We start from the raw sequence: 21,017 nt of genomic DNA, 5'->3' as shown, positions 1-21,017 counted from the left end.
CCCCCGAAAGTGGCGATGGGTTCATCAGGCTAATCGAGGTGAGATAAATGGCTATCTGGCAGGGAAGGTCACTTAAAAAGCCCTCAGGTGGAAGGATTGTCCTCGCGAGGAAGAAGAGGAAGAGGGAGCTCGGAAGAGAGCCGGCTAACACCAGGGTCGCCGAGGACAGGGAGAGGAGGAAGATAATCAGGACCTACGGCGGTAACAGGAAGGTTCGCCTCGTCGAGGCCCTCTACGCGAACGTCTTCGACGGTGGTAAGGGCAAGAAGGTCAAGATACTCAACGTCATCGAGAACCCGGCCAACAGGCAGTACGCGAGGAGAAACATCATCACCAAGGGCGCCATCATCCAGACCGAGATTGGCAAGGCCGTCGTCACCAGCAGGCCCGGCCAGGACGGAGTTGTCAACGCGGTTCTCCTCAAGGAGGAGGCCTGAACTTTTTCTTAATTTGCCTTTGGTCTTGTTCTGAGTGTGATTTTGTGGGGATTTGAAGAAAACAGTATTGCACCGTTAACACCGTAAACCTCAAAAAAGTTAACGGTAGCGTAAAGTTCCCGGAGTTTACGATGTTAACAGTAAATTGCAGGTATCATAGGACTACCACGTTGACCCCAAGCTTCTCGGCTATCCGCCCCTGCTTCTCGTCGCAGGTAACGAGGGTTGCGTTGAGTTCCTTGGCCTGCGCTATGAAGAGGGCATCGTAGACCGCTATGCCGTGCTCAACACTCAGTTCAAAGGCTTCCCGAAGGTATTTTCGGTTCTCCTCAACTGTTATGACTCCCTTATCAACGAGAAGCCAAAGGGCATCGAGAAGCCTCTCTCCTTCCTCCCTCTGGAGAGTTTTGTGTATCCTAACGTTCTTCCAGATGACGTTGGCGCACTCGGTGATGAGCATCTCAACAGTTCGGGCATCGTTCTCGGGCTGAAGGTGGGGTATGACCTTTTCCCACCCGCTCTCATTCAGGAGAAATTTACAGAGGGCTGAGGTGTCAATGACCCTCACGGTCCTCCCTCACGAGCCGTTTTGCTGTCCCTTCGGGGACTCCGGGAAGTGACTCGACGAGTTCTATGACCTCCTGAAGGGCCCGTTTTTTCTCTTCCTCCTCAATCCTCTTCCGAATGAACTCCCTTATCTCCTCGCTCCAGTTGATGTCGTACTTCTTCATCTCCCGCCTGAGTTCCTGCGGAATCCTTATGCTCATCACCGCGGAGCCCATGTAGTTCACCAAAAGAGAAATTGGTATTACAAAATATAAAAGTTCCGCACTACCTTATCCTTCCCTGAACTTCGAGAGCTCTTTTTCCATAATCTTCTTCGCCAGCTCCCTCGCCTTCGGCTCGACGACAGCTATTACCCTCTCTTTCAGCTCGTCGAGGCCCTCACCAGTTAGGGCAGAAATCTTAACGGGCTCAAGTCCTTTGGCCTTAACGAACTCCTCGACGGCCTTAGTTTTCTCCTCGTCCGCTATGTCTACCTTGTTTATCGCCACTATGAACGGAAACTCGCCGAACTCGTTCAGTATCTCCTCGAAGAGGTGCATCTGCTCTTCGATTGGGAAGCCGCAGTACTCGCTCGGGTCGAAGATGTAGACGATGACGTCTCCGAGGTGCTTCAAAGCGAGTATCGCCTGCTTCTCAACCTCATTCCTCTCGCTGAGAGGTCTGTCGAGCAGACCGGGCGTGTCTATGACCTGGTAGCGGAGGTAGTGCTCCTCGAACTGGCCAACGTTTATGCCCTTCGTCGTGAACGGATAGCTCGCAACCTCTGGCTTCGCGTTGGTCAGGGCACGAAGGAGAGTGCTCTTGCCGACGTTCGGGTGGCCGGCTATGACGACCGTCGGGAGCTCCAAATCGACGACTGGCAACTCCTTGAGAACGTTTCTTGCCTGATTCAGATAGCGTAAATCGTCGTCAATCTCGTGGAGTATGTCCGCAACTCGGCCGTAGAAGGCCCTCCGGAGCTTGGCTATTTCCTTCGGGTCGCGCTCGTAGCGTATCTTCTCGACGTGGCGCTGTTCGAGGTTCCTGATGGTCTTTATCGCCCAGTTGACCCTCGCGAGGGATTTGTGAAACTGGTCCCTATCGACGAGAGTATCAACCAACTCCTGATAGAACTTCGGGAGCGTCGAAACGCCCGGCGTCCTGTCGAGTATCTTCCTGAGGTTGTCGCGAACGACGTTCGAGACGGTTCTAACTCTGAGCTCTTCTCGCTGTCTTGCCTTCGCGACCTTCCCGCCGGGCGGGTTGTAGGCTGATGCAGCCCTCTCGGCCCTCCTGAAGGCCTTGTCGATGAGCTCGTCAGCGGTAAGGACAGTTGGCATCTTCTCAAACGGATTCTTCATCTCTCTCACCCTCCTTTCTCTCGCGGTGCTTGCCTTCTCCGCCGAGTATTTAAAGGTTCGCTAAAGCTCGATGACCTTGCCCACGTGCAGGGGTTCGACCCGTTCCCCGAGCCGGCAGCGGAGGTAGGCGAAGCTCTCAAGCCCCGTGCAGTGGCCCGCGTAGAGCCTGGCTTTGACGTTTTTGAGGACGTCTTCAAGCAGTTCCTCCTTCGCGCCAATCAGGTGCAGTCCGCCGATTAGGGCCTTCACCGGCTTTCCGCTGACCTTCTCGGCGTGCCTGACGATGTTGATAACCCCCGAATGCCCGCAACCGGTGATTACGGCCGTTGAATCGCCGAGGTCGAGGATGAGCGCCATATCGTCTTTCACAGGGTCCTTCGTTCCATCGGGGAAGTAGCCGACGGCCCTGTCCCAGGTCAGTCTTTCAATCTCGCCGGAGCTCATGAAGCCCTCGGCGAACTCAAAGGGCTTTTCCTTCAGAACGAACTCGGCGCCGAGCCCCTCAAGCTCCTCCCGCGTGAAGGGAATCCCTATCTCTCTCCTCCTCGGCTTCAGGGCAATCCTCCTCTGGAAGATTCCGGGGTGGGCGATTACCTTCAGCGGCTTCGAGCGTGCCTCCAGGAGGGCCTTCAAGCCCCCGGTGTGGTCGTAGTGGCCGTGGGTAATGAAGAGGTAGTCTATCGAGTCCGGCTCGATTCCCAGAGCTTCCATGTTGTTGAGAAGGACTCTACCGTCCGTTCCAGTATCGACGAGCACCCTAACGCTCCCGTGCTCCACGAGGGCCGAGAAGCCGTGCCCGCCGAGGAGGCCCTTTCTGAAGCCGGAATGGTTTTCGTAGATGATGGTAACCTTCATTTCCACCACCACGAAAAGTTTATGTTCTCCCCGTTTTAAATCAAGCTGTGGTAGATATGGGCACGCCTATAGAAGCGCTCCTCTCGGGGCTCATCGTTGCGCTGACGTCGTGGCTTCCCCTCAGCCCCGAGGCGAACTGGGTCTCCTCGCTGGTCGAGGGCTATTCCTCCTTCCTCGTTCCGGCCTACCTCGGTGTAACGTTCGCCGTTCTGTTCCGCTTCAGGGAGAGGTTTTCGAGGCTCCTTCTTGAAGCGATGAAGGGCATCTACGAGGCCGAGCTTAAGTACCTCTTCTTTGCGACCCTCTTCACGGTTCTGATAGGGCTCCCAGTCTCGAGCTTTTCATGCAGGGTTTCGGCCGAGGTCTCCACGGTAGTTAACGCCCTCGTGGGGGTTGCCATAGTTCTCCTCGCGGCCCTCAACCCGACGAAGAACCCGCTCAAAGAGCTTGACAGAAAGCTCCCGGAACAGCCGAGCATACTCGACTCCATCTCCGCCGGAATCCTTCAGGGCTTTGCCCTGCTCGGCCCCCTCACGAGAACGGGCACAGTCACCCTCGGGCTCCTTCTGCCCGGCCACAGCGCCAAGAAAGCCCTTCAGTGGGGTTTCATGGTGGCACCGGCATACCTAATCCTTCGTCTCGTCCAGCTCGGGAGCTGGCAGTCGAGCGACCCGGCGTGGGTTCCCTTCACTGCCTTTGCCTCTGCCTTCTTCGGGAGCCTGTTGCTGATGCCCCTCCTTGAGCGCATGGCCGAGAAAAACGGAAGATACTTCCTAATCCTCTTCGGTTTGGTTGCCGTCGTTGTCTACGCTCTGGAGGTGATAACGTGAAGGGTGTAATCCTCGCAGCTGGAAAGGGTGAAAGGCTCCGCCCCCTCACGGACGACAGGCCGAAGGTGGTTCTCAAGGTCGCCAACCGGCCGATAATCGAGTACGTCCTCGAGAACCTGTACCCGTTCGTTGACGAGTTCGTGATTGTGGTTAGGTATCGGAGCGAGTGGATAAAGAAGACCCTTGGAGACGAGTTCGGGGGCAAGCCGATAACCTACGTGGAGCAGTTGCCCGGAGAGGGAACGGCGAAGGCCATAGAGAGCGCCAGGGAGAGCGTGGAGGACGAGTTTATAGTTGCAAACGGTGACATCTACTTCGAGGAGGAGGCGGTTAGGGAGCTCGTCTCGGCCTTCAGGAGGGAGAAAGCGGACGTCGCCATCGTCGTCAAGCACTTCGAGGATTTGAGTCACTTCGGCAAGGTCGAGGTTGAAGGCTCAAGGGTAACGCGCATAGCCGAAAAGCCCGGCAAAATAGCGGGTTACGCCAACCTCGGCATCTACGCCTTCCGTTCGAGCGTCTTCGACTTCATAGAGAAAACCGGCCTGAGTGAGCGCGGGGAGTACGAGATAACCGACACGATTAACCTCATGATTGACGCCGGGCTTAAGGTTGTGGCGGTTCCCTACGACGGCTACTGGAACGACGTCGGAAGGCCGTGGAATTTACTCGAGCTCAACGAATACCTGCTCAAGAACAGGCTCAGGCACGAGATTAGAGGAACGGTCGAGGAAGGGGCGGTGATAGTTCCCCCCGTTGAAATCGGCGAGGGAACCGTCGTCAGGAGTGGGGCCTACATAATCGGGCCCGTGAAGATTGGCAGGAACTCCCGGATAGGGCCGAACTGCTTCATAAGGCCGTACACGAGCATAGGCGACAACTGCCACATCGGCAACGCGGTTGAAGTCAAGAACTCCATCATAATGGACAACAGCAACGCACCGCACCTCAACTACGTCGGCGACTCGATAATAGGAGAAAACACGAACCTCGGCGCGGGGACGATAACGGCAAACCTGAGGCATGACAGGGGCAACGTCAAGGTTGAAATCAAGGGGAAGCTCGAGGACAGCGGCAGGCACAAGCTCGGGGCGATAATCGGACACAACGTAAAGGTTGGTATCAACGTCAGCATCTATCCGGGCAGGAAGATTGGGAGCAACTCTTTTATAGGGCCGGGCGTTATCGTTGACCGCAACGTCCCGCCAAACAGCCTCGTGGTAGTGAGGCAGGAGAAGTTGGTGATGGAGAAATGAGCATCCCTGGAAGCAACCTCATACCCTACCTCAACTTTATTTCAAGGTGGGTACTTTTCGTTGCCGTTGCTTACAAAGCCTATGAAACTAGGGACAAAGGGTGGGTTTTGATTAGCACCGCGTTCTTCATAGACGCAATTGGAATCGAAGATTACATTCTGGCCCCCTTGGGTGTCCATATAAATCCCCAGGCTTACGTTATAGCCGCCAAGATTCCAAACTTCTTCTTTGGAATTCTGATAATCTGGGGGGCGTTCCATCTGAAGTACGGGAAGACCGATTTCAGGCACACGGTTTACATCTCCATTCTAGCTGTTGCCTCGTACATCTGGCTCTTTCTTCTTGCGACAGATGTTTTCAAGAGCCCAACCCAAGAGGCAGTGCTTCCCTCCCTGGTTCTCGGAGGGTCGCTTGTCTACCTCGGCTGGGTTCTGGATAAATACGTTATCTCTCGCGGAACGCCTGAGGCAATGTTCCCCTGGGGTCTAATTCTGCTTGGCGCCCTCAACATAACCTACCCCGTCACGAGGTTCATAGATTGGTTTGCGCCCATAGGGTTTTTCCTTGGGGGAATGTTCCGCCTGATTGCCGCTATTGGCGCGGTGAAGTTCGTGTTCTATCCCGTAACCCCCGTCAAAGCGGACGGAGAACTTTCCCCCCAGAAAGGAGTCTTCCTCTTCCGCTCAAGAGAAGAGGCCTTCAGAAAGCTCGGCAAGCTGTGGGCCATGCCCGGAACCGTCGTCCTAACAAGGGAAGACCTGAGAACTTTAAAGAACTCGTTGAATCCTGAGACCCTCGTGTTCTGGGTCACGCGCGCGAAGGAGGGCAAGCTGGAGGAGAGACCACAGGTTTACGCCATAAGCCCGACGAAAATTGAAATCCTCACCGATTTAATAGCCCGTGCGCTGGCCCAGGGTTACAGAACGATATACGTCGAGGCCTTCGAGTACTTAATGCTTGAGAACGGCTTCGAGAACGCAGTTAAGTTCCTGCTGAACCTTAAGGACAGGGTTGTTGCAGAGGGAGGAGCACTCGTTCTTGTGATAAACCTGGAGGTTCTCAACGAGAAACAGAGAAGGATAATAGAAAGGGAGTTCGAGGAGCTCAGCTGAGGCCGAGCTTTTCGAGGAACCTCTTGGCGTAGCGCGTGTCCTTTTCCAATTCTGCCTTCTGGAGGAGCTGCCTCTCGATGGCCCTCAAAGCGTCGTGAACCGCCTGTATCGCTCCCCAGGTTTCGCCGGTGGCAACGAAGACGCCCCTGTCGGTGACGACCCTCATCCTAGCCTGGTAGAGGTGAACTCCCCTGAACTTCTCCGGGAAGCGCCTGATGTAGAGGTATATTATGCCCTCCTGGCCGAGTAAATCTTCGTAGCCGTCGACGAAGCGCTTGATGTCCTCGATTATCCTTTCCCTCGTGAAGTCGCTGAGTATCGAGGCGTCACCGCCAAGCTGGAGGTAGAACCTTGCCTCCTTCTCCGTCATCTTCGAGATGGGCAGGAGCAGGTCCTTGACGGTGAGTATTCCGACGACCTTGTTGTTCTCGTTGACGACGACGAGGCCGTCTATATCGTTGTCCTTCATCGTGGCGACCGCTTCCCTGACCTTCGCGTCCGGGAGTATGGTTATGACTCCCCTAATCATCACGTCGCGGAGGGGCATGCTGAAGGGTGGTATCTTCTCACCGGCCAGCTCACCGGCCTTGGCCCTGAAGCGGGGTTTGATGAACCTAACGATTAGGTCGTGGAGCGTGACGAGGCCTTCGAGTCTTCCCTCCTCGTCAACTATCGGAATCCTCGATATCGCGTGGTCGCGCATCGTCGCGAGGGCCTTGGCGACGGTGTCGTCCGGCTTGAGGGTTATGACGTCTTTTGTCATGAACTCCTCGACGGTCTTCTTACCGAACTCGGTCTCGGCGACCCTATCGAGAACGGCTATATCGTTTATAACACCGATGATTTCAGCTTTGCTCTCCCCGACGGGAAGGGAGCGGAGGTCAACCTCCATCATGAGCTTTGCCGCTTTGCTCAAGTCCTCGTCAGGCTTTATAACCGGAGCAGGTTTGTAAACGTCCCTAACCTTGGCCTTGGTTGGGTCCCACTTGAGGTGGGAGCGGATAATCAAGTCCTGGGTCAGAACGCCTTTGTACAGGTTTCCATCAAACACCAGAATGAGGTCGGGGTCTTCCTTTTCGAAGATTCCTATCGCCTCAGAAAGGGGGGCGTCGATGTCTATCTTCTGGAACCTGTCCGTCATTACCTTCTGCACCTGAATTCCGACCATTTCTGCCACCTCCTGCAATTTATATATTGGTTCTCCTGGGATTTAAACCTTTGCAACCGGCGACATTTTAGTTAACTTAGGTTAATAAAGTTTTCGCGGAAAGATTTATAAAACCGGTTAGCAAACCAAAGACCGCGCCGGGGTAGCCTAGCCTGGGAAGGCGCGGGACTCGAGATCCCGTGGGCGTCCGCCCACCAGGGTTCAAATCCCTGCCCCGGCGCCAAACAAACTGCCGAGCCCGTTTGGGGGTTCCTACTCAAATTTCTACCCTTCTATCGTTTTCAAACATCAAAAACGTCCTTCGGACGTGGGAAATAGAAAACATAACTCATGCGTGTGTTTGAAAGAACTCTACACTTCTCATACATCCCCAATAGAAGCGCGGGACTCGAGATGTTGTAGTCATCTGGGACAAACAAAAGAGAAGGGAGTTCACGTCGTTATGTAAGCCCCGTCCTTCTCGACTATGACCGTGTGCTCGAACTGTGCCACCATACCGCCCCTGACCTCGCGCAGTATCGGGTAGCTGTATATCGCACCGGCCTTGTCCAGCTGTGCGAGTGCCATCTTGAGCTGTCCCTCCGGCATAAAGCCCTGGAGCCAGCGGTACGCGAAAGGCAGGGTCTTGTACTCGCGCTTGATGTGCATGAGCAACCTTCTCGCCTGGAGCATCCTGACCGGTCTGTCGCGGACGTACATGAAAATCAGCGCCGGCGGGACCTCTATCACCTGCCCCGCGCCGGTCGTCGCGAAGGGCTCTATCGCGAAGACGTCTCCCTCCTGGAGAACGTACGTGTCCGCCTGTCTGTAAACGTTGGGAATGCTAACTCCAGCGTGGAGCTTGTAGCGCTCGACCTTGTGACCGCTGAGGTTAACTATCGGGTTGAATCCCTTACCGCGTATCGTTTCTTCGATGGCCTTCGCGACGTCCCTAACCATTACCCCAGCCCTGACTGTTGCTATGGCGTTCTCAAGGGCTTCCCTCGCCGCTTCCATGAGCTCGTCTTCCTCCATTCCGACGCGGAACGTCACCGCGGTGTCCGCTATGTAGCCGTCAACGTGAACGCCGAGGTCGAGCTTGAGGTAGTCTCCCTCCTTAAGGGCGGTATCATCGCCACGGTAGGGGGTGTAGTGTGCCGCCACCTCGTTGAGCGAGAGGTTGCAGGGAAAAGCTGGTTTCCCACCGAGTTCGACTATGCGCCTCTCAACGAACTCCGCTATATCGTAGAGCTTCGTACCCGGTTTGATTAGGTCGACAACCTCTTCCTTGACCTTCCTTGCTATCTCGCCGGCCTTAATCAGCGCTTCCCTTTCATCCACCTCTACCACCGACTCAAGTGGTGTTAGGCTCCCCTTAAACCTTACGAAAAACCTTTTATTCTCGCCACCCTTAGGCGAGACGGTGAGGCGATGCTCGAATTCAGGAAGCGCATCAACGTCTCGACTGACCTCTTCGTCGTCAAGAACCTCATAGGCTCAATCCTTCAGGGAGTCGGTCTCGCCTACCTCTTCCCGGTGCTCCTGGTATGGTTTTACCCAGACCAGATTGAATACGTCCCGTACTTCGCCATTCCAGGAATGGCGTGCGTTCTTTTTGGTGCCTGGCTGAGCAGACACTCAAGCAAGGTTGAAGACGTCAACCTGAGGCAGGCCATGATTGCGGCCGCTTTCACGTGGCTCTTCGCGTCCTTCGTGAGCGTCGTTCCCTTCATGAAGATAGCGAACATGAGCTTCGTGGATTCCTACTTCGAGAGCATGAGCGCGTGGACGGGAACGGGACTTACGATGATGAGCCACCTCTCCAGCTACCCGAAGATACTCCTCTTCTGGCGCGCGTGGATGCAGTGGCTCGGTGGAATTGGAATAGTCCTGGTGGCCCTCTCTATTCTGATAAGGCCGGGCGTCGCGGCGGCGAGGCTCTACCGGGCCGAGGCGAGGAGCGAGAGGATACTCCCCAACCTCGTCAACACCTCAAAGGTCATCTTCGAGATTTACCTTGCCCTCACGCTCGTCGGCGCTTACCTGTATTACATAAACGGGATGAACCCGTTCGATGCCCTCACCCACGCGATGACGGGTCTTGGAACAGGTGGTATGAGCACCCACGACCAGAGCATAGGCTTCTTCCACAGCCCTGCAATCAACGCCGTCACTATCTTTCTCATGATAATGGGCGCCGTCAACTTCACCGTTCACTACAAGCTCTTCAAAAGCAAGTCTCTGAAGCCCTTCTTCGAGGACATCCAGGTTCGTTACATGTTCATATTCCTGATTCCAGCAATCGCTATAATCGCCTACAGCCTCTACCAAGTGGGTGACCCTGTCGGCCAGGCCCTTCAGGGGGCGATATTCCACGCGGTCTCGGCCATCAGCTGTACCGGGTTCCAGATAACGAGCCTCTCGAACTACCCAGAGGTCGCGAAGTTCATAATCGCGATTCTTATGGTCATCGGTGGCGGTGCGGGAAGCACTGCCGGTGGAATCAAGCTCATCCGCGTTACCCTGATGTACGAGAGCCTGAAGTGGACCATAGAGAGTGCAATCCTCCCGAGGGGAGCGGTTATAAAGAGGAAGGTCGGTAACTACGTCTTCAGCGAGGAGGACATACAGGAGGTCATGAGCTTCACGATGACGTACCTCGCGTTCCTGCTCTTCGGCACCGTTTACACGATGCTACGCGTTAAGGCCAGCCTCGCGAACGCGCTCTTCGAGGTTGCTTCGGCCCAGGGCAACGTCGGACTGAGCGTCGGTATAACCTCCCCACACATGCCGGTTGACCTGAAGATTCTGTACATCCTCCTGATGTGGATTGGCAGGCTGGAAATATTCTCAACCCTGGTGTTCATAATCAGCATAGCGTTCCTGCTCCCGAGGGTGGCGAGGAAATGATTGAACTCAGGGACGTGACGTTCAGGTATCCGCGCTCAAAAAACCCTGCCCTGATGGACGTGAGCCTGAAAATAGGGGATGGCGAGTTCGTGGGAATCCTCGGCCCGAGTGGAAGCGGAAAGTCTACGCTCGCACTAACGCTGAACGGGATAATCCCCAACTCGATTAGGGGAGCGTTCTCGGGAGAGGTCATTGTCCGGGACCCGAAAACGGGGAAGACCTTCAAAACAACGGAAACGCCGGTTTCAAAGCTTTCAACGCTCGTCGGTCTCGTCCTCCAGAACCCGGAGAGCCAGCTGTTCAACATGACCGTTGAGGATGAGGTTGCCTTCGCCCTTGAAAACCTCGGCCTTCCAAGGGAGGAGATAGCGGAGAGGGTTGAGTGGGCCCTTAAGGTGGTCGGTCTCGGGGGCCTCGAAAACGAGTTTCCCCCCAATCTCAGCGGAGGCGAGAAGCAGAGGCTGGCCATAGCGTCTGTCATAGCGATGAAGCCGAGCCACCTTATTCTAGATGAGCCGACGTCCCAGCTCGACCCGAAGGGGAAGCGGGAGGTTCTGAGGGTCGTTGAGGAGCTCAATAGGGCAGGAACAACGGTCGTTATGGTCGAGCACGATTCGCGCTTTCTCTTCAGAAAAGCTGACAGACTCGTGGTTTTAAACGGTGGGAGGGTAATCCTCCAGGGAACCCCCAGAGAGGTTGCAGAACGGGTTGAAGAGCTCGTCGAGATAGGGGTTAAGGTTCCTCACTCCCTCCTCCTGTCGAGGGCCCTTGGTCTTCCGCCTGCCCTGTCTCCTCAGGAGTTTCCCTCGCGAGTAGCTCGGAGAGACTGAGCGGCTCACCCACTATTTCGTGCCTCAGGTCGTAGAGCTTGAGCATCAGCTCGAACCTCGCGTCGGGGTCTTCTATCCTCTCGGCGAGCTTTATTGCCCAGTCAACGAACTGAAGGGCCTTCTCCCTGTCCCTGTCCTTCTCAAACTGGGCCAGGTGAAGCAGCGCAACGGCCCGATGGAAGTTGCTCGTTATGTGACCTATCACCGCCAGAGCCTTCTCGGCCTCTCCCCTCTCGTAGAGAACCTCGGCAAGGTGAACGAGAACAACGTCGAGCTTTTCCTTGTCCTTAACGAACTTCATTGCGTAACCGGCCTTTGGGAAGAGGCCGGCGTTAATGAGGCCCATTATTATGTCCCTCAGCACGTCTGGATGATTCAGAGCGAGGTTTATCGAGGCTTTAAGGGCGAAATCACCTTCAAGTTCGGCCCCAATTATGTAGAAACCCATCGCCAGTTCGCCGAGAAGGAGTGCGCGGTAGCGCTCATTTTTCACCCCGTTGATGTAGGGAACGAGTTGCTTGAGGAGCGGAACGAAACGAACCTCCGTCTCTTCGGATTCCTTCATGCGGAGAATCTTTCGGAGAATCATCCTGACAGCTATGACGACGTTCTGCTCCTTCTCGAGCTCTTCTAGGAGAGCTATGGCCCCGGGAACATCATCAACGAGCAGTCTGTCCTCTATCTCAGTTAGCACTTCCGTATCCGGTCGCTTCCCCTTGATTACACCGAACAGTTCATCCAGCTTCCCCATTCAGCCCCCCTTCCCGAGCAGTAGCTCAAGGTAGGAGCGCCTCTCGAAGCGCGTAACGCCGAGCTCAAGCAGAATCCCCCTAAGCTTCTCGACGAGCTCGGGAACTTTTTCCCTATCGTCTGTTAAGGCCTCAATCTCCACGAACTTCCCGAGGCCCTCAACCTCGTCGAGGGTCAGGGTGATGCCCTTCTCCACGTAGTACTTCTCGCGAACCTTCTCAACGGTCAGAACCTCGCGGAAGCCGAGAGCCTCAAGAATCCTCGCGTGGGCATCGGGGTCCTCGATGGGAACCTCTATCTCCTCCCTCGTCTTTGAGACGGAATCGAGCTTCGGCCCCTTGTAGGTCAAGAAGGCCTCGAAGTGGCCGTTGAAGCGTCTCACGCGAATCCTCAGGGCCTCGTCCGTCTTTGAAAAGTCCCTGCACGGGTGCTGGTAGTAGGTATCCTCGTGGTACTCCTTCCTTATAAGCCGGAAGCTCTCCCTAACGCGCTCAAAGACCTTATCGTCGGCGTAGCCCTTGACCTCAACCTCAATCACGACAACACCCCCAGTTTCCTAAGGTTTTCCTCAAGCTTCTCCTCGCACCTCGGGCAGTAGAGGGGCCCCTTGGCGTCGGTGTCGAGGAGGGAATTAGAGAAGTGCATAACGCACCTCGGGTTCGGACAGTGCTTGAGACCGAAAACGTGGCCGAGCTCGTGCATCGCCTCCTTGACGGTCCGCTCAAGAAGGAGCGTGTCGTCGGGCTCAAGACCGTAGAACTCGTTCCTGAGCCTTTGAACCGAGACGATGGCGCTCCTCAAGGAGGGGTTTGCCAGGCCGAATACGAAGTTCAGCCCCTCCTCGTAGAGGTCGAGTTCCGTGATGCCGAGAATAGCTACTGCCCCAAGCTCCTCCCGAAGGGCGGAGAGCGTTGGCAGGAAAACCCTCCCAAGGTACTGGTTTCTCCTGGCGTTGAAGGCAACCGAGAAGGGCTCGGCCGGAACCTCACCAACGAACTCGACACTAATCCCGAAGCGCGAGTAGTAATTCCTTACGGAGTCAACGACGCCCTCAACGAGCGACCGCTCGATGGGGCCAATTGAAACGACCGCTATCATCGGGTCACCGGATATAAGAAGGGAAGAAAAGCCAATAAACCTTTCCATCGCGGAACTCCATCACGGAGTGAGGTCCATCGGCCTGAGCTCCTCGAGGAGGTGCTTGGCGAGCTTTATGGTAAGGTCGATGTCCCTTATGTCCGCGGTCTCGACCTGGCTGTGCATGTAGCGTATCGGTATGCTCAGCACGGCGGTCGCGACGCCCTCGCGGTTAATCTGCATTATGTTGGCGTCGGTTCCGGTCGGCCTCGGGCTGGCCTCGGCCTGGAGCGGTATGTCGTACTTCTTGGCGACCTCCTCGGCGAAGGCGCGAACCTTGGGGTGGATGTTCGGGCCAACGGCGTCCATGACCGGTCCGCCCCCGAGCTTGGGCACAATCTTGCCCTTGTCGCCGACCTGCTTGGCGAAGGTGACGTCCATCGCTATGCCTATCTCCGGGTCAATAGCGTAGCTCGCAACCCTGGCACCGCGAAGGCCAACCTCCTCCTGAACGCTCGCAACGAAATAGATGTCCGCCTCGTGGCTTTCGAGGGCCTTGGCGGCCTCTATCATGGCGTAGAGGCAAACTCTGTCATCGAGGTACGGCGTCGCAATCCTGTTCTCGCTGAGCTGGGTGAATGCTGGAGCGAACTCGCCGACGGTTCCAACGCGGAAGCCCATTTCCTCGGCTTCCTCCTTGCCCTCGGCGCCGACGTCAACGACTATCGTATCCCAGTCAGCGGCCTTCTTCCTGTCCTCGGGCTTCTGGAGGTGGGGCGGAATGTGGCCGACGACACCGATGCGCTCGCCCTTATCGGTGAAGAACCTTATCCTCTGTGCAACCAGCGTCCTCGGGTCAACGCCACCGACGGGGACGATGTGGAGGTAGCCCTCCTTGTCTATGTGGTTGACCATGACGCCTATCTTGTCCATGTGAGCCGCAATCATGACCTTTGGACCGCTTCCCTTCTTGTGCGCTATGACGTTTCCGAGCTTGTCAACCTTAATCTCGTCAACGTAGGGCTTGAGCTCCTCTATAACGACGTCCCTGATTCCCAGGAACTCGAATCCAGAAACGCCCGGGGCCTCGACGATTTTCTTCAGCAGTTCGAGGTTCACCATGGCTTTCGCCTCCTTTAGACTGTCATCTGAATGTATTCGGCCGGCTTAATAAGGTTTACTAATGGAAAAGAAAAGGTCAGCCTAGAACGGCCTGGAGGTAGGCCTCTTCACCCGGCTCAAGGTCGAGCTCCCAGACGAGCTTTCCGTTCTCGAGTTTTGCGTTGCCCCTTGTCACGCGCACCTCAACAGCATTAACTGCACGCTCAACGCGGTAGTTCTTCAGCGGGCGGAGCCTCGGGGCGCGGACCTTGAGGAAGTAGTAGCGGTCGAGGGTTTCCTCGTGGACTATTGGAACGGCAAAGGCGAGGTAGGAGGTTCCCGCGAGGATTAACCCGGCGAGGATTAGGATTAGTCCTACGTGAGTTGAGCCACTTGGTGTGGCTTCTGATGTCCCGGGAGGGAACTGGGCGGTAGTGTTCGAGGGTGAGGATGTGCTAGTCGGAGCCTGGGTTTGGCTGGAGCTTGACGTTGTGGGGGAAGGGGGCTTTGAAACCGTCACTACAGCCTCACCCGGGAGGTAGCGGTCGCTCTCGGCTTTGATGACGATGCTTCCGTAGCCGGTCTTGTTAAGGTTCACAACCGCGATGCCCGAGGAGTTGGTCACCGAATAGTCCGTACCGAGCGGCCCCGATGCCACAACCGTCACGTTGGAAACCGGAACACCGGTTGAGTCCATGAGCCTGACCACGATGGAGCCGTTGAGGACGCGCGGGCTGACGATTAGCTTCTTGACGTCCACGAAGGTCGTTACAATCCTCCCGTCGAGGTTGAGGGTTACCCTGTAAACGCCGGGTTCGTTAACGAGGTAGGAAACCTCACCGTCAACGTCTGTCTTGAAGGTAACGTTGTCTATGGAGACCGCTATGCCAGGGACTCCCCCCGTGGAGTTAAAGACACGAACGTAGATTGCACCGTCGCGGAAGTAGACCTCATATTGGAGCTTTCTCTGGTACACCTCAAACGTCTTCACGACCCTCTTGTATTTACCTCCAAAGTTCGCCCAGAGCACCACTGTGTAGTTGCCAACGTCGGGCTTTTTCAGGACGATTACCTTCTCCCAGACCTCGCCCGGGTTCAGGTACGTCGAGTTCTCGTAGCTCTTCAGAATAACGCCTTCTCTGACTATTTTATAGCCGAGGGAACCCAGAAGAACGCCGTTGGACTTGGAGATTGCCTTCAGGGTAATGACAACGTCGTTTCCGTATATGTACTTGCCTCCCACCTCAACGGAGAGGGAATAGTCCGAGAGAACACCAACGGAAACCACGAACTTCGCGGTTGAATAGAAGTTCCCGGCCCTCGCGACGAGGGTCAGATTGTACTTCCCGGGCGGAACGTTGAGGACGTTGACCGTTATCGTGTCGTTCACACTCTTTCCAGGCTCGATGGGGGTCCTTATCACCTTAACACTGTACTGAAAGCCCTGAGCAGGCCCGGTAACGTAAACGGTAACGTTGTTTATCGTCTCGTTTCCAAGGTTGGTTATCGAGAACGGAACGACAATGGTGCTCCCCGGAAGTGCGGGAATGGTGTCGTTGAGAACCGTAACGCTCAGAAGGGATGAGCCCTCGGACGAAACGGCTGGCATGTGAACCAGCAGGAGCATGACAATCAGGAGGGCGCACAATTTAAACCTCATCGCCAATCACCCCGTCAAGGGTTCTCTGCTTCCCGACGAGCTCTTCGAGGGTGTGGAACGCGTCACCAACTTCAACGCGGTAGTTCTTACCGCTTTTCCTTAGCTCACCGGGGAAGTAGAAGCGCCAGCCCACGTTTATGAACTTGACGGCCAAGACCGGCTTCCCGCCGAAGCTCTCGGCAAATGAAACGAGCTTCTCAACGTCCTCAGATGATATGTAGAGCCTCTTTGAGCGGGTGCTCTTGACCTCGATGCACAGGTAGTCCCTTCCGTTGCCCGCGACGAGGTCAACCCTGTGGCTCCCCGCCGAGCGGAGGACCGCAAAGCCAACCCCTTCAAGGAGTCGTATCAGCTCCCGTTCGGCGCTGGCACCTCTCCTGTACCTCATGGTCTTTCCCCGGTTAAGTTGGCCGGTTATCTTTATAAGTTCTCCCCGGGACTATAACCCGGTGATGAAAAATGGCGATTTACGAGTTCAACGGAAAGAAGCCGAAGATTCACCCAACCGCTTTTGTTGACGAGAGCGCCTCCGTCATTGGGGACGTCGTTCTGGAGGAGAAGACGAGCGTCTGGCCTTCGGCGGTTCTCAGGGGCGACATCGAGCAGATTTACATCGGTTGCTGTTCCAACGTTCAGGACAACGTGAGCATACACACCTCCCACAACCAGCCAACGATTATCGGAAAGTACGTCACCATCGGCCACAACGCCGTCGTTCACGGAGCGGAGATAGGCGACTACGTCATCATCGGTATGGGCTCCGTAATCCTCGATGGCGCGAAGATAGGGAAGCACGTCGTCATCGGCGCCGGGGCTCTCGTCCCGCCGGGCAAGGAGATTCCTGACTACAGCCTCGTCCTCGGCGTTCCGGGCAAGGTCGTGAGACAGCTCACCGAGGAGGAAATCGAGTGGACGAAGAAGAACGCGGAAATCTACATGGAGCTCGCCGAGAAGCACCTCAAATCAAGGAAGAGGCTTGAGTGAGGGCCATGATTTACAGGCTCCTCTCCCACATCCCCCACATTATTTTTAGGCCTGCCTACGACCTCTACGAGCGCTATCTCCTGGAGAAGGTTAAATCGGGGAACATTCCAAGGCATGTGGCAATCATAATGGACGGGAACCGGCGGTGGGCCCGGAAGCTCGAGAAACCCCCCTGGTACGGTCACTTCTTCGGCTCGCGAAAACTTGAAGAAATCCTCGAATGGTGCCGGGAGCTCGGAATAAGGACGCTGACCGTTTACGCTTTCTCAACCGAGAACTTCAAGCGCTCCCCCGAGGAGGTAAACGCCCTCATGAACCTCTTCGAGGAGAAGTTCAAGGAGCTCGTTGAGGACGAGAGGGTTCACAGGTACGGGATAAGGGTCAACGTCATCGGGAGGAAGGAGATGCTCCCCGAGAACGTCAGGAAGGCGGCGGAGGAAGCCGAGAGGGTTACCAGAAAGTACGGCAACTACACCCTCAACATCGCCCTGGCCTACGGCGGAAGGAGCGAGATTGCAGACGCGGTGAAGGAGATAGTGAGCGACGTTTTGGCTGGAAAGCTCAAACCGGAAGAGATAGACGAGGACCTGATAAAGCGCTACCTCTACTATCCCAACATGCCCGACCCTGACATCGTGATAAGGACAGGCGGTGAGATAAGGATAAGCAACTTCCTCCTCTACCAGATAGCCTACAGCGAGCTGTTCTTCGTGGACGTCTACTTCCCGGAGTTCAGGAAGATTGACTTCCTCAGAATCATCCGCGAGTTCCAGAAGAGGCAGAGGCGCTTTGGGCGGTAGTTTTTAAGCTTTTCCGCTAAAGCTTATTAACACCCGCGAGAACCTTCTCAGGTGGTGAGCATGTACAGCGAACTGAGTCCCGGCGTTAAGAAGGTGTACACGCAGGTCCGCTACCTCGACGACTACCACTGGGAAATTGAGGGAAGCACGATAATAGGAATCCACAAGAAGAGCAACGTCAAGGTCTTCATCGATGTGGCCAAGAACAAGGACGAAGCCGATTCGCTCGCCGGGAAGGACGTTAAGGGAATCCACATAGTGGCCATCCCCGACAAGGGGGTTTTCTACATCAAGAACGGGAGCTTCGTGCTGACCTACCGCTACCTCAAGGCGACCCTCGCCGACATAAACGACCACATAGTCTGGGCCGGCTTCAAGGTCGTTGACGACAACGGCAAGCTCGTTCAGGAGGACGTCTACGAGTACCTCGGCGGTGCGCTGATAAACCACATAAAGGCCAACGTTTTAGCGGGCCAAGACTACATCTTCTGGCAGTTCTATAAGTGCGAGGAGTGCGGCAAGTACGTTGACATCGAGAACCTTGAGAACCACCTGAAGGGTCACGGAATAAAGCTCCACGAGAAGAGCGAGGAGCACTACGAGATATTCGAGCTCAACTTCAGGGACGGAAAGGTCTACGACAAGTTCGGCAAGGAGGTCAAGCTCGACCAGTTCAGCGAAGAGGCTCGGGAGTTCCTGAACGAGGTGTTCTCGGGAACGCCCCCGGGAGGGTGACGAATGGAGACCCTCCTGGAAGTTTTTCCTCCCTCCCGGATGAGGGGCTCCACCGTTGCAGTTATCTACGACGCCTACTCCTCCGCATGGCAGATTCTGTTCCTCTTTCTGAGAAAGGCCATTGAGAGCGGCTACTTTACTGTAATATCAAACTACAGCGTCCCGCTCCGCAGTCTGCTCCACAGGTGCGCCAGCGTTGGGCTCGACGCCGACAATGCCCTCAAAGGTTCAAAAATGGCGATAATCGACATATTTGGCTCCCGCTACTCCCCGCTGAGAACCGAGATTGAAAACGTCTTCTACCTCGATAAAGTTGAGCCCGAGACGATAAACCCCAAGGTGGACATGATTTACTGCGGGCCACTCCGGGACAAACTGAAATCTGGAAAGGCCATACGGATGATTTACACCCTCGATGGGGCCTCACTCATGCTCGGCGAGGAGCAGACGCTGAAACTGCTCAACCAGACGATAGCCCACAAGAGCATCCGCTTCCCGGAATCAACGCTCCTCCTGCCCCTCAACGCAGACATGGTATCAAGGCGCTTTGTGGCGTGGGTCTCCAACGTCAGCGACTACGTTCTTCTCGCCAAGTCCTGGATAATGGAGGACCACGTCAAGGAGCTCCTCTACTTCCTGAAGGCACCTTACGCGGACTTCGAGCCTGTTGTCTACTCCCTCAAGGTAAGCAGGGGAAGAGAAAAGATAATGTTGAAAAAGCTTTCAGCCCCTGAACTTGGGCCTCCTGCTGAGGAGAAGCGGTAGGGGCCTCGGCTTGTAGGGGAAGCCTTCCGTCTTCTGCCTGATTTCCCTGATGAGGTCCTCCAACTGCATCTCAAGCTGTTTGCCGTCCTCCCTCCTCCTGACGGTGACGGTGTTCTGCTCCTTCTCGTTCCTGCCGACGACGATGATGTAGGGTATCCACTCCTTCTCGGCCTTCCTTATCTTCTTGTTGAGCCTGTCGTTGGTGTCATCGACGTCCACCCTTATTTTCGCGCCCTCGAGCTTTCCTGCCACGTAGAGCGCGTAGTCCATGACGTCATCGCTGACCGGAATCACTCTAACCTGTATCGGGCTGAGCCAGAGCGGGAAGGCCGGCTTCTTGCCCTGGGCCTGGAGCTTGGCCTGCTTCTCGAGGATTGCGTACATAACGCGCTCGATGGCTCCGCTCGGGGAGCAGTGGAGTATGAGCGGGTAGCGCTCCTTGCCTTCTTCGTCGTAGTAGGTTATGCCGAAGCGCTCGGCGTTCTCGACGTCAATCTGGACGGTGCTCAGAGCGGCCGCCTTGTCGAGGTTATCAACGAAGTTGAACTCGAACTTGAGGATGAAGTAGAAGAACCTCTGATCCCACATCTCTATCAAGACAGGCTTGCCGATTATCCTCGCCAGCTCGACGATGAAGTCTTTGTTCTCCTCCCAGAAGTCGCGGGTGAACCTTATGGCAACCTCGTAGTCGTCTGGAGTTAGCCCAACGCCCTTAAGAACCTCCATGCTGAGCTTGTACTGCTTCTTGAACTCGTCCATCGCCTGCTTGAGGTCTTTCGCCACGGTGTGCATATCGGGCATCGTGAAGGCCCTGAGGCGTCTGAGGCCCGAGAGCTCACCGCTCTTCTCGCGCCTGAAGGAGTACCTTGTAAGCTCGTACATCCTGAGCGGAAGGTTGCGGTAGCTGATTATCGCGTCCTTCTTGATGAGGAACTGGCCGAAGCAGGCCGCGAAGCGGAGGAAGAACTTCTTGTCGCCGCTCTTGACGATGTACTGCCTCGCCGGGAAGCGGTTGAGGTACTTCTCTAAAGCGGGGTGCTCAAAGTCGTACATAATCGGGGTTTCCACTTCCATCGCTCCATACTCGACGACCTTCTCGGTGACGTACTGCTCGAGGAGGCCCTTTATAAGGCGTCCCTTCGGGTAGTAGCGGAGGTTTCCGCCGTCGCTTCCCGGCTCGTAGTCAACGAGCTCGTGCTCCAGCATGAGCTTGACGTGCGGTGGTTCCCTGTCGGCAATCCTGTTCTTGGCTATCTCGTAGTTGACGAACTTCTTCAGGTTCTCGTGACCGGTGAAGTCAAACTTGTCAACCTCTATGAGCTCTCCCTCTGGGGTGAGGATGTACCAGTAGCTGACGAGCTCCTTCTCCTCCTTCTCCAGCGCTATGTTGCGCTCCTCCTTTGAAACGCCCTCCTCAGGGACTATGGTCCTGCTGAGCTCAGCTAATGGGTGTCCCTTACAGCTCAGCTTGAAGGCCTTGTAGTAGCCGAAGGGAGCGCGCTTGACCTCGTAGCCCTTCTCGCGGAGCTTCTCCTCTATCTTCTTGAGTATCTCAAGGGCGACGCCCGGCTTCGCCAGCTCACTGCTGAGGTGGGCGAAGGGGTAAACGAATATCCTCTCGGCCTTGACCTGCTTCGCAACGTCCTCTATCTCGGCTATGGCCTTCTCGACGACCTCGTCGGGGTTTGCCTCGTCAACCTTCTCAACGCTTATGAAAACCGCCAGAACTTCGTCGAGTCTGCCCTTCTTCTGCTCGTCGCTTATGGGCTCGGGGTTCTTCAAGGCCTTATCCCTGACCTCGTACTCGAGGTAGTCGGCGTGTATCAGAAGCATTCTCATTCCTACCACCACCCTTCCATCGTTT

Annotated in this window: 23 protein-coding genes and 1 tRNA gene; 11 read left to right on the top strand and 13 right to left on the bottom strand. The window is 55.7% G+C overall.

Going from position 1 to position 21,017, the window contains the following annotated elements; all coding sequences use genetic code 11:
- Positions 1–47 precede the first annotated feature (47 nt).
- Positions 48–437: a 30S ribosomal protein S8e gene (locus BD01_RS01740; protein ID WP_042689306.1), complete on the top strand. Its 390-nt coding sequence runs from the start codon at positions 48–50 to the stop codon at positions 435–437.
- Between the two features lie 154 nt (positions 438–591).
- Here BD01_RS01740 and BD01_RS01735 read toward each other — a convergent pair whose 3' ends face one another.
- Genes BD01_RS01735 through BD01_RS01720 form a run of 4 tightly spaced genes read right to left on the bottom strand, consistent with a single transcriptional unit; the run spans position 592 to position 3,199 of the window.
- Positions 592–1,005 (bottom strand): type II toxin-antitoxin system VapC family toxin, encoded by a 414-nt coding sequence (locus tag BD01_RS01735; protein WP_042689304.1) that lies wholly within the window; start codon positions 1,003–1,005, stop codon positions 592–594.
- Positions 992–1,219 carry a type II toxin-antitoxin system VapB family antitoxin gene (vapB, locus tag BD01_RS01730; RefSeq protein WP_042689302.1) on the bottom strand — a complete coding sequence of 76 codons (228 nt, stop codon included), beginning with the start codon at positions 1,217–1,219 and terminating at the stop codon, positions 992–994. Before vapB ends, BD01_RS01735 begins: the two co-directional genes overlap by 14 nt.
- A 54-nt stretch (positions 1,220–1,273) precedes the next feature.
- Positions 1,274–2,344: an NOG1 family protein gene (locus BD01_RS01725; RefSeq protein WP_042689300.1), complete on the bottom strand. Its 1,071-nt coding sequence runs from the start codon at positions 2,342–2,344 to the stop codon at positions 1,274–1,276.
- 60 nt (positions 2,345–2,404) lie between these two features.
- The gene (locus tag BD01_RS01720; protein ID WP_042689298.1) at positions 2,405–3,199 is read right to left on the bottom strand and encodes an MBL fold metallo-hydrolase; all 795 of its coding nucleotides are present in this window, start codon (positions 3,197–3,199) and stop codon (positions 2,405–2,407) included.
- 56 nt (positions 3,200–3,255) lie between these two features.
- Between BD01_RS01720 and BD01_RS01715 the strand changes: the two genes are divergently transcribed.
- From BD01_RS01715 to BD01_RS01705, 3 genes are read left to right on the top strand one after another with little or no spacing between them, the layout of a single operon-like run.
- The gene (locus BD01_RS01715; protein ID WP_042689297.1) at positions 3,256–4,029 is read left to right on the top strand and encodes an undecaprenyl-diphosphate phosphatase; all 774 of its coding nucleotides are present in this window, start codon (positions 3,256–3,258) and stop codon (positions 4,027–4,029) included.
- Positions 4,026–5,282 carry a bifunctional sugar-1-phosphate nucleotidylyltransferase/acetyltransferase gene (gene glmU / locus BD01_RS01710; protein WP_042689294.1) on the top strand — a complete coding sequence of 419 codons (1,257 nt, stop codon included), beginning with the start codon at positions 4,026–4,028 and terminating at the stop codon, positions 5,280–5,282. The genes BD01_RS01715 and glmU overlap by 4 nt, the downstream gene beginning before the upstream one ends.
- Positions 5,279–6,394 (top strand): DUF835 domain-containing protein, encoded by a 1,116-nt coding sequence (locus BD01_RS01705; protein WP_042689293.1) that lies wholly within the window; start codon positions 5,279–5,281, stop codon positions 6,392–6,394. The genes glmU and BD01_RS01705 overlap by 4 nt, the downstream gene beginning before the upstream one ends.
- On the opposite strand, the gene BD01_RS01700 is transcribed toward BD01_RS01705, so the two are convergent.
- A complete protein-coding gene (locus BD01_RS01700; protein ID WP_042689291.1) occupies positions 6,387–7,562 on the bottom strand; it encodes a CBS domain-containing protein in 1,176 nt (391 codons plus the stop codon). The two genes, BD01_RS01705 and BD01_RS01700, sit on opposite strands and share 8 nt — an antisense overlap.
- Positions 7,563–7,698: 136 nt before the next feature.
- On the opposite strand from BD01_RS01700, the gene BD01_RS01695 reads away from it, so the two are divergent.
- A tRNA-Ser gene (locus tag BD01_RS01695) sits at positions 7,699–7,785 on the top strand.
- Positions 7,786–7,994: 209 nt separating this feature from the next.
- Here BD01_RS01695 and map read toward each other — a convergent pair.
- Positions 7,995–8,882, bottom strand: coding sequence for a type II methionyl aminopeptidase (gene map / locus BD01_RS01690; RefSeq protein WP_042689288.1), 888 nt, complete (start codon positions 8,880–8,882; stop codon positions 7,995–7,997).
- A gap of 90 nt (positions 8,883–8,972) precedes the next feature.
- Here map and BD01_RS01685 point away from each other — a divergent pair, with 90 nt between their 5' ends.
- Together BD01_RS01685 and BD01_RS01680 are read left to right on the top strand one after the other, a co-directional pair.
- Entirely contained in the window at positions 8,973–10,451 is a 1,479-nt protein-coding gene (locus BD01_RS01685; RefSeq protein ID WP_042689285.1) for a TrkH family potassium uptake protein, read from the top strand.
- Positions 10,448–11,281 carry an energy-coupling factor ABC transporter ATP-binding protein gene (locus BD01_RS01680; protein ID WP_042689284.1) on the top strand — a complete coding sequence of 278 codons (834 nt, stop codon included), beginning with the start codon at positions 10,448–10,450 and terminating at the stop codon, positions 11,279–11,281. Before BD01_RS01685 ends, BD01_RS01680 begins: the two co-directional genes overlap by 4 nt.
- On the opposite strand, the gene BD01_RS01675 is transcribed toward BD01_RS01680, so the two are convergent.
- The 6 genes from BD01_RS01675 to hjc form a co-directional block, all read right to left on the bottom strand.
- Complete coding sequence (locus BD01_RS01675; RefSeq protein ID WP_051482148.1) at positions 11,184–12,032, bottom strand: hypothetical protein; 849 nt, start codon at positions 12,030–12,032, stop codon at positions 11,184–11,186. The genes BD01_RS01680 and BD01_RS01675 overlap by 98 nt on opposite strands.
- Positions 12,033–12,569: a class IV adenylate cyclase gene (gene cyaB / locus BD01_RS01670; protein ID WP_042689282.1), complete on the bottom strand. Its 537-nt coding sequence runs from the start codon at positions 12,567–12,569 to the stop codon at positions 12,033–12,035.
- The gene (locus tag BD01_RS01665; RefSeq protein ID WP_042693093.1) at positions 12,566–13,129 is read right to left on the bottom strand and encodes an archaemetzincin family Zn-dependent metalloprotease; all 564 of its coding nucleotides are present in this window, start codon (positions 13,127–13,129) and stop codon (positions 12,566–12,568) included. Before BD01_RS01665 ends, cyaB begins: the two co-directional genes overlap by 4 nt.
- A 60-nt stretch (positions 13,130–13,189) precedes the next feature.
- The gene (locus tag BD01_RS01660) at positions 13,190–14,230 is read right to left on the bottom strand and encodes a lysyl aminopeptidase (RefSeq protein WP_042689281.1); all 1,041 of its coding nucleotides are present in this window, start codon (positions 14,228–14,230) and stop codon (positions 13,190–13,192) included.
- Positions 14,231–14,306: 76 nt separating this feature from the next.
- Positions 14,307–15,869 carry a COG1470 family protein gene (locus BD01_RS01655; RefSeq protein WP_042689279.1) on the bottom strand — a complete coding sequence of 521 codons (1,563 nt, stop codon included), beginning with the start codon at positions 15,867–15,869 and terminating at the stop codon, positions 14,307–14,309.
- On the bottom strand, positions 15,859–16,257 hold the full coding sequence (hjc, locus tag BD01_RS01650; protein WP_042689276.1) for a Holliday junction resolvase Hjc: 399 nt from the start codon (positions 16,255–16,257) through the stop codon (positions 15,859–15,861). Before hjc ends, BD01_RS01655 begins: the two co-directional genes overlap by 11 nt.
- Positions 16,258–16,328: 71 nt before the next feature.
- Here hjc and BD01_RS01645 point away from each other — a divergent pair, with 71 nt between their 5' ends.
- The 4 genes from BD01_RS01645 to BD01_RS01630 are packed head-to-tail and all read left to right on the top strand — an operon-like array spanning position 16,329 to position 19,153.
- Complete coding sequence (locus BD01_RS01645) at positions 16,329–16,853, top strand: gamma carbonic anhydrase family protein (RefSeq protein WP_042689275.1); 525 nt, start codon at positions 16,329–16,331, stop codon at positions 16,851–16,853.
- A gap of 5 nt (positions 16,854–16,858) precedes the next feature.
- On the top strand, positions 16,859–17,653 hold the full coding sequence (uppS, locus tag BD01_RS01640; RefSeq protein WP_042689272.1) for a polyprenyl diphosphate synthase: 795 nt from the start codon (positions 16,859–16,861) through the stop codon (positions 17,651–17,653).
- Positions 17,654–17,713: 60 nt separating this feature from the next.
- A complete protein-coding gene (locus BD01_RS01635; RefSeq protein WP_042689270.1) occupies positions 17,714–18,388 on the top strand; it encodes a TBP-interacting protein in 675 nt (224 codons plus the stop codon).
- 3 nt (positions 18,389–18,391) lie between these two features.
- A complete protein-coding gene (locus BD01_RS01630) occupies positions 18,392–19,153 on the top strand; it encodes a hypothetical protein (protein ID WP_042689268.1) in 762 nt (253 codons plus the stop codon).
- Here the strand turns inward: BD01_RS01630 and BD01_RS01625 are convergent.
- Entirely contained in the window at positions 19,112–20,992 is a 1,881-nt protein-coding gene (locus BD01_RS01625) for a threonine--tRNA ligase (RefSeq protein ID WP_042689265.1), read from the bottom strand. The genes BD01_RS01630 and BD01_RS01625 overlap by 42 nt on opposite strands.
- Positions 20,993–21,017 lie beyond the last annotated feature (25 nt).

Source organism: Thermococcus nautili, from assembly GCF_000585495.1.
Lineage (GTDB): Archaea > Methanobacteriota_B > Thermococci > Thermococcales > Thermococcaceae > Thermococcus > Thermococcus nautili.
The sequence above is the reverse complement of the archived record's forward strand: the minus strand, read 5'-3'. Positions and strand labels throughout refer to the sequence as shown.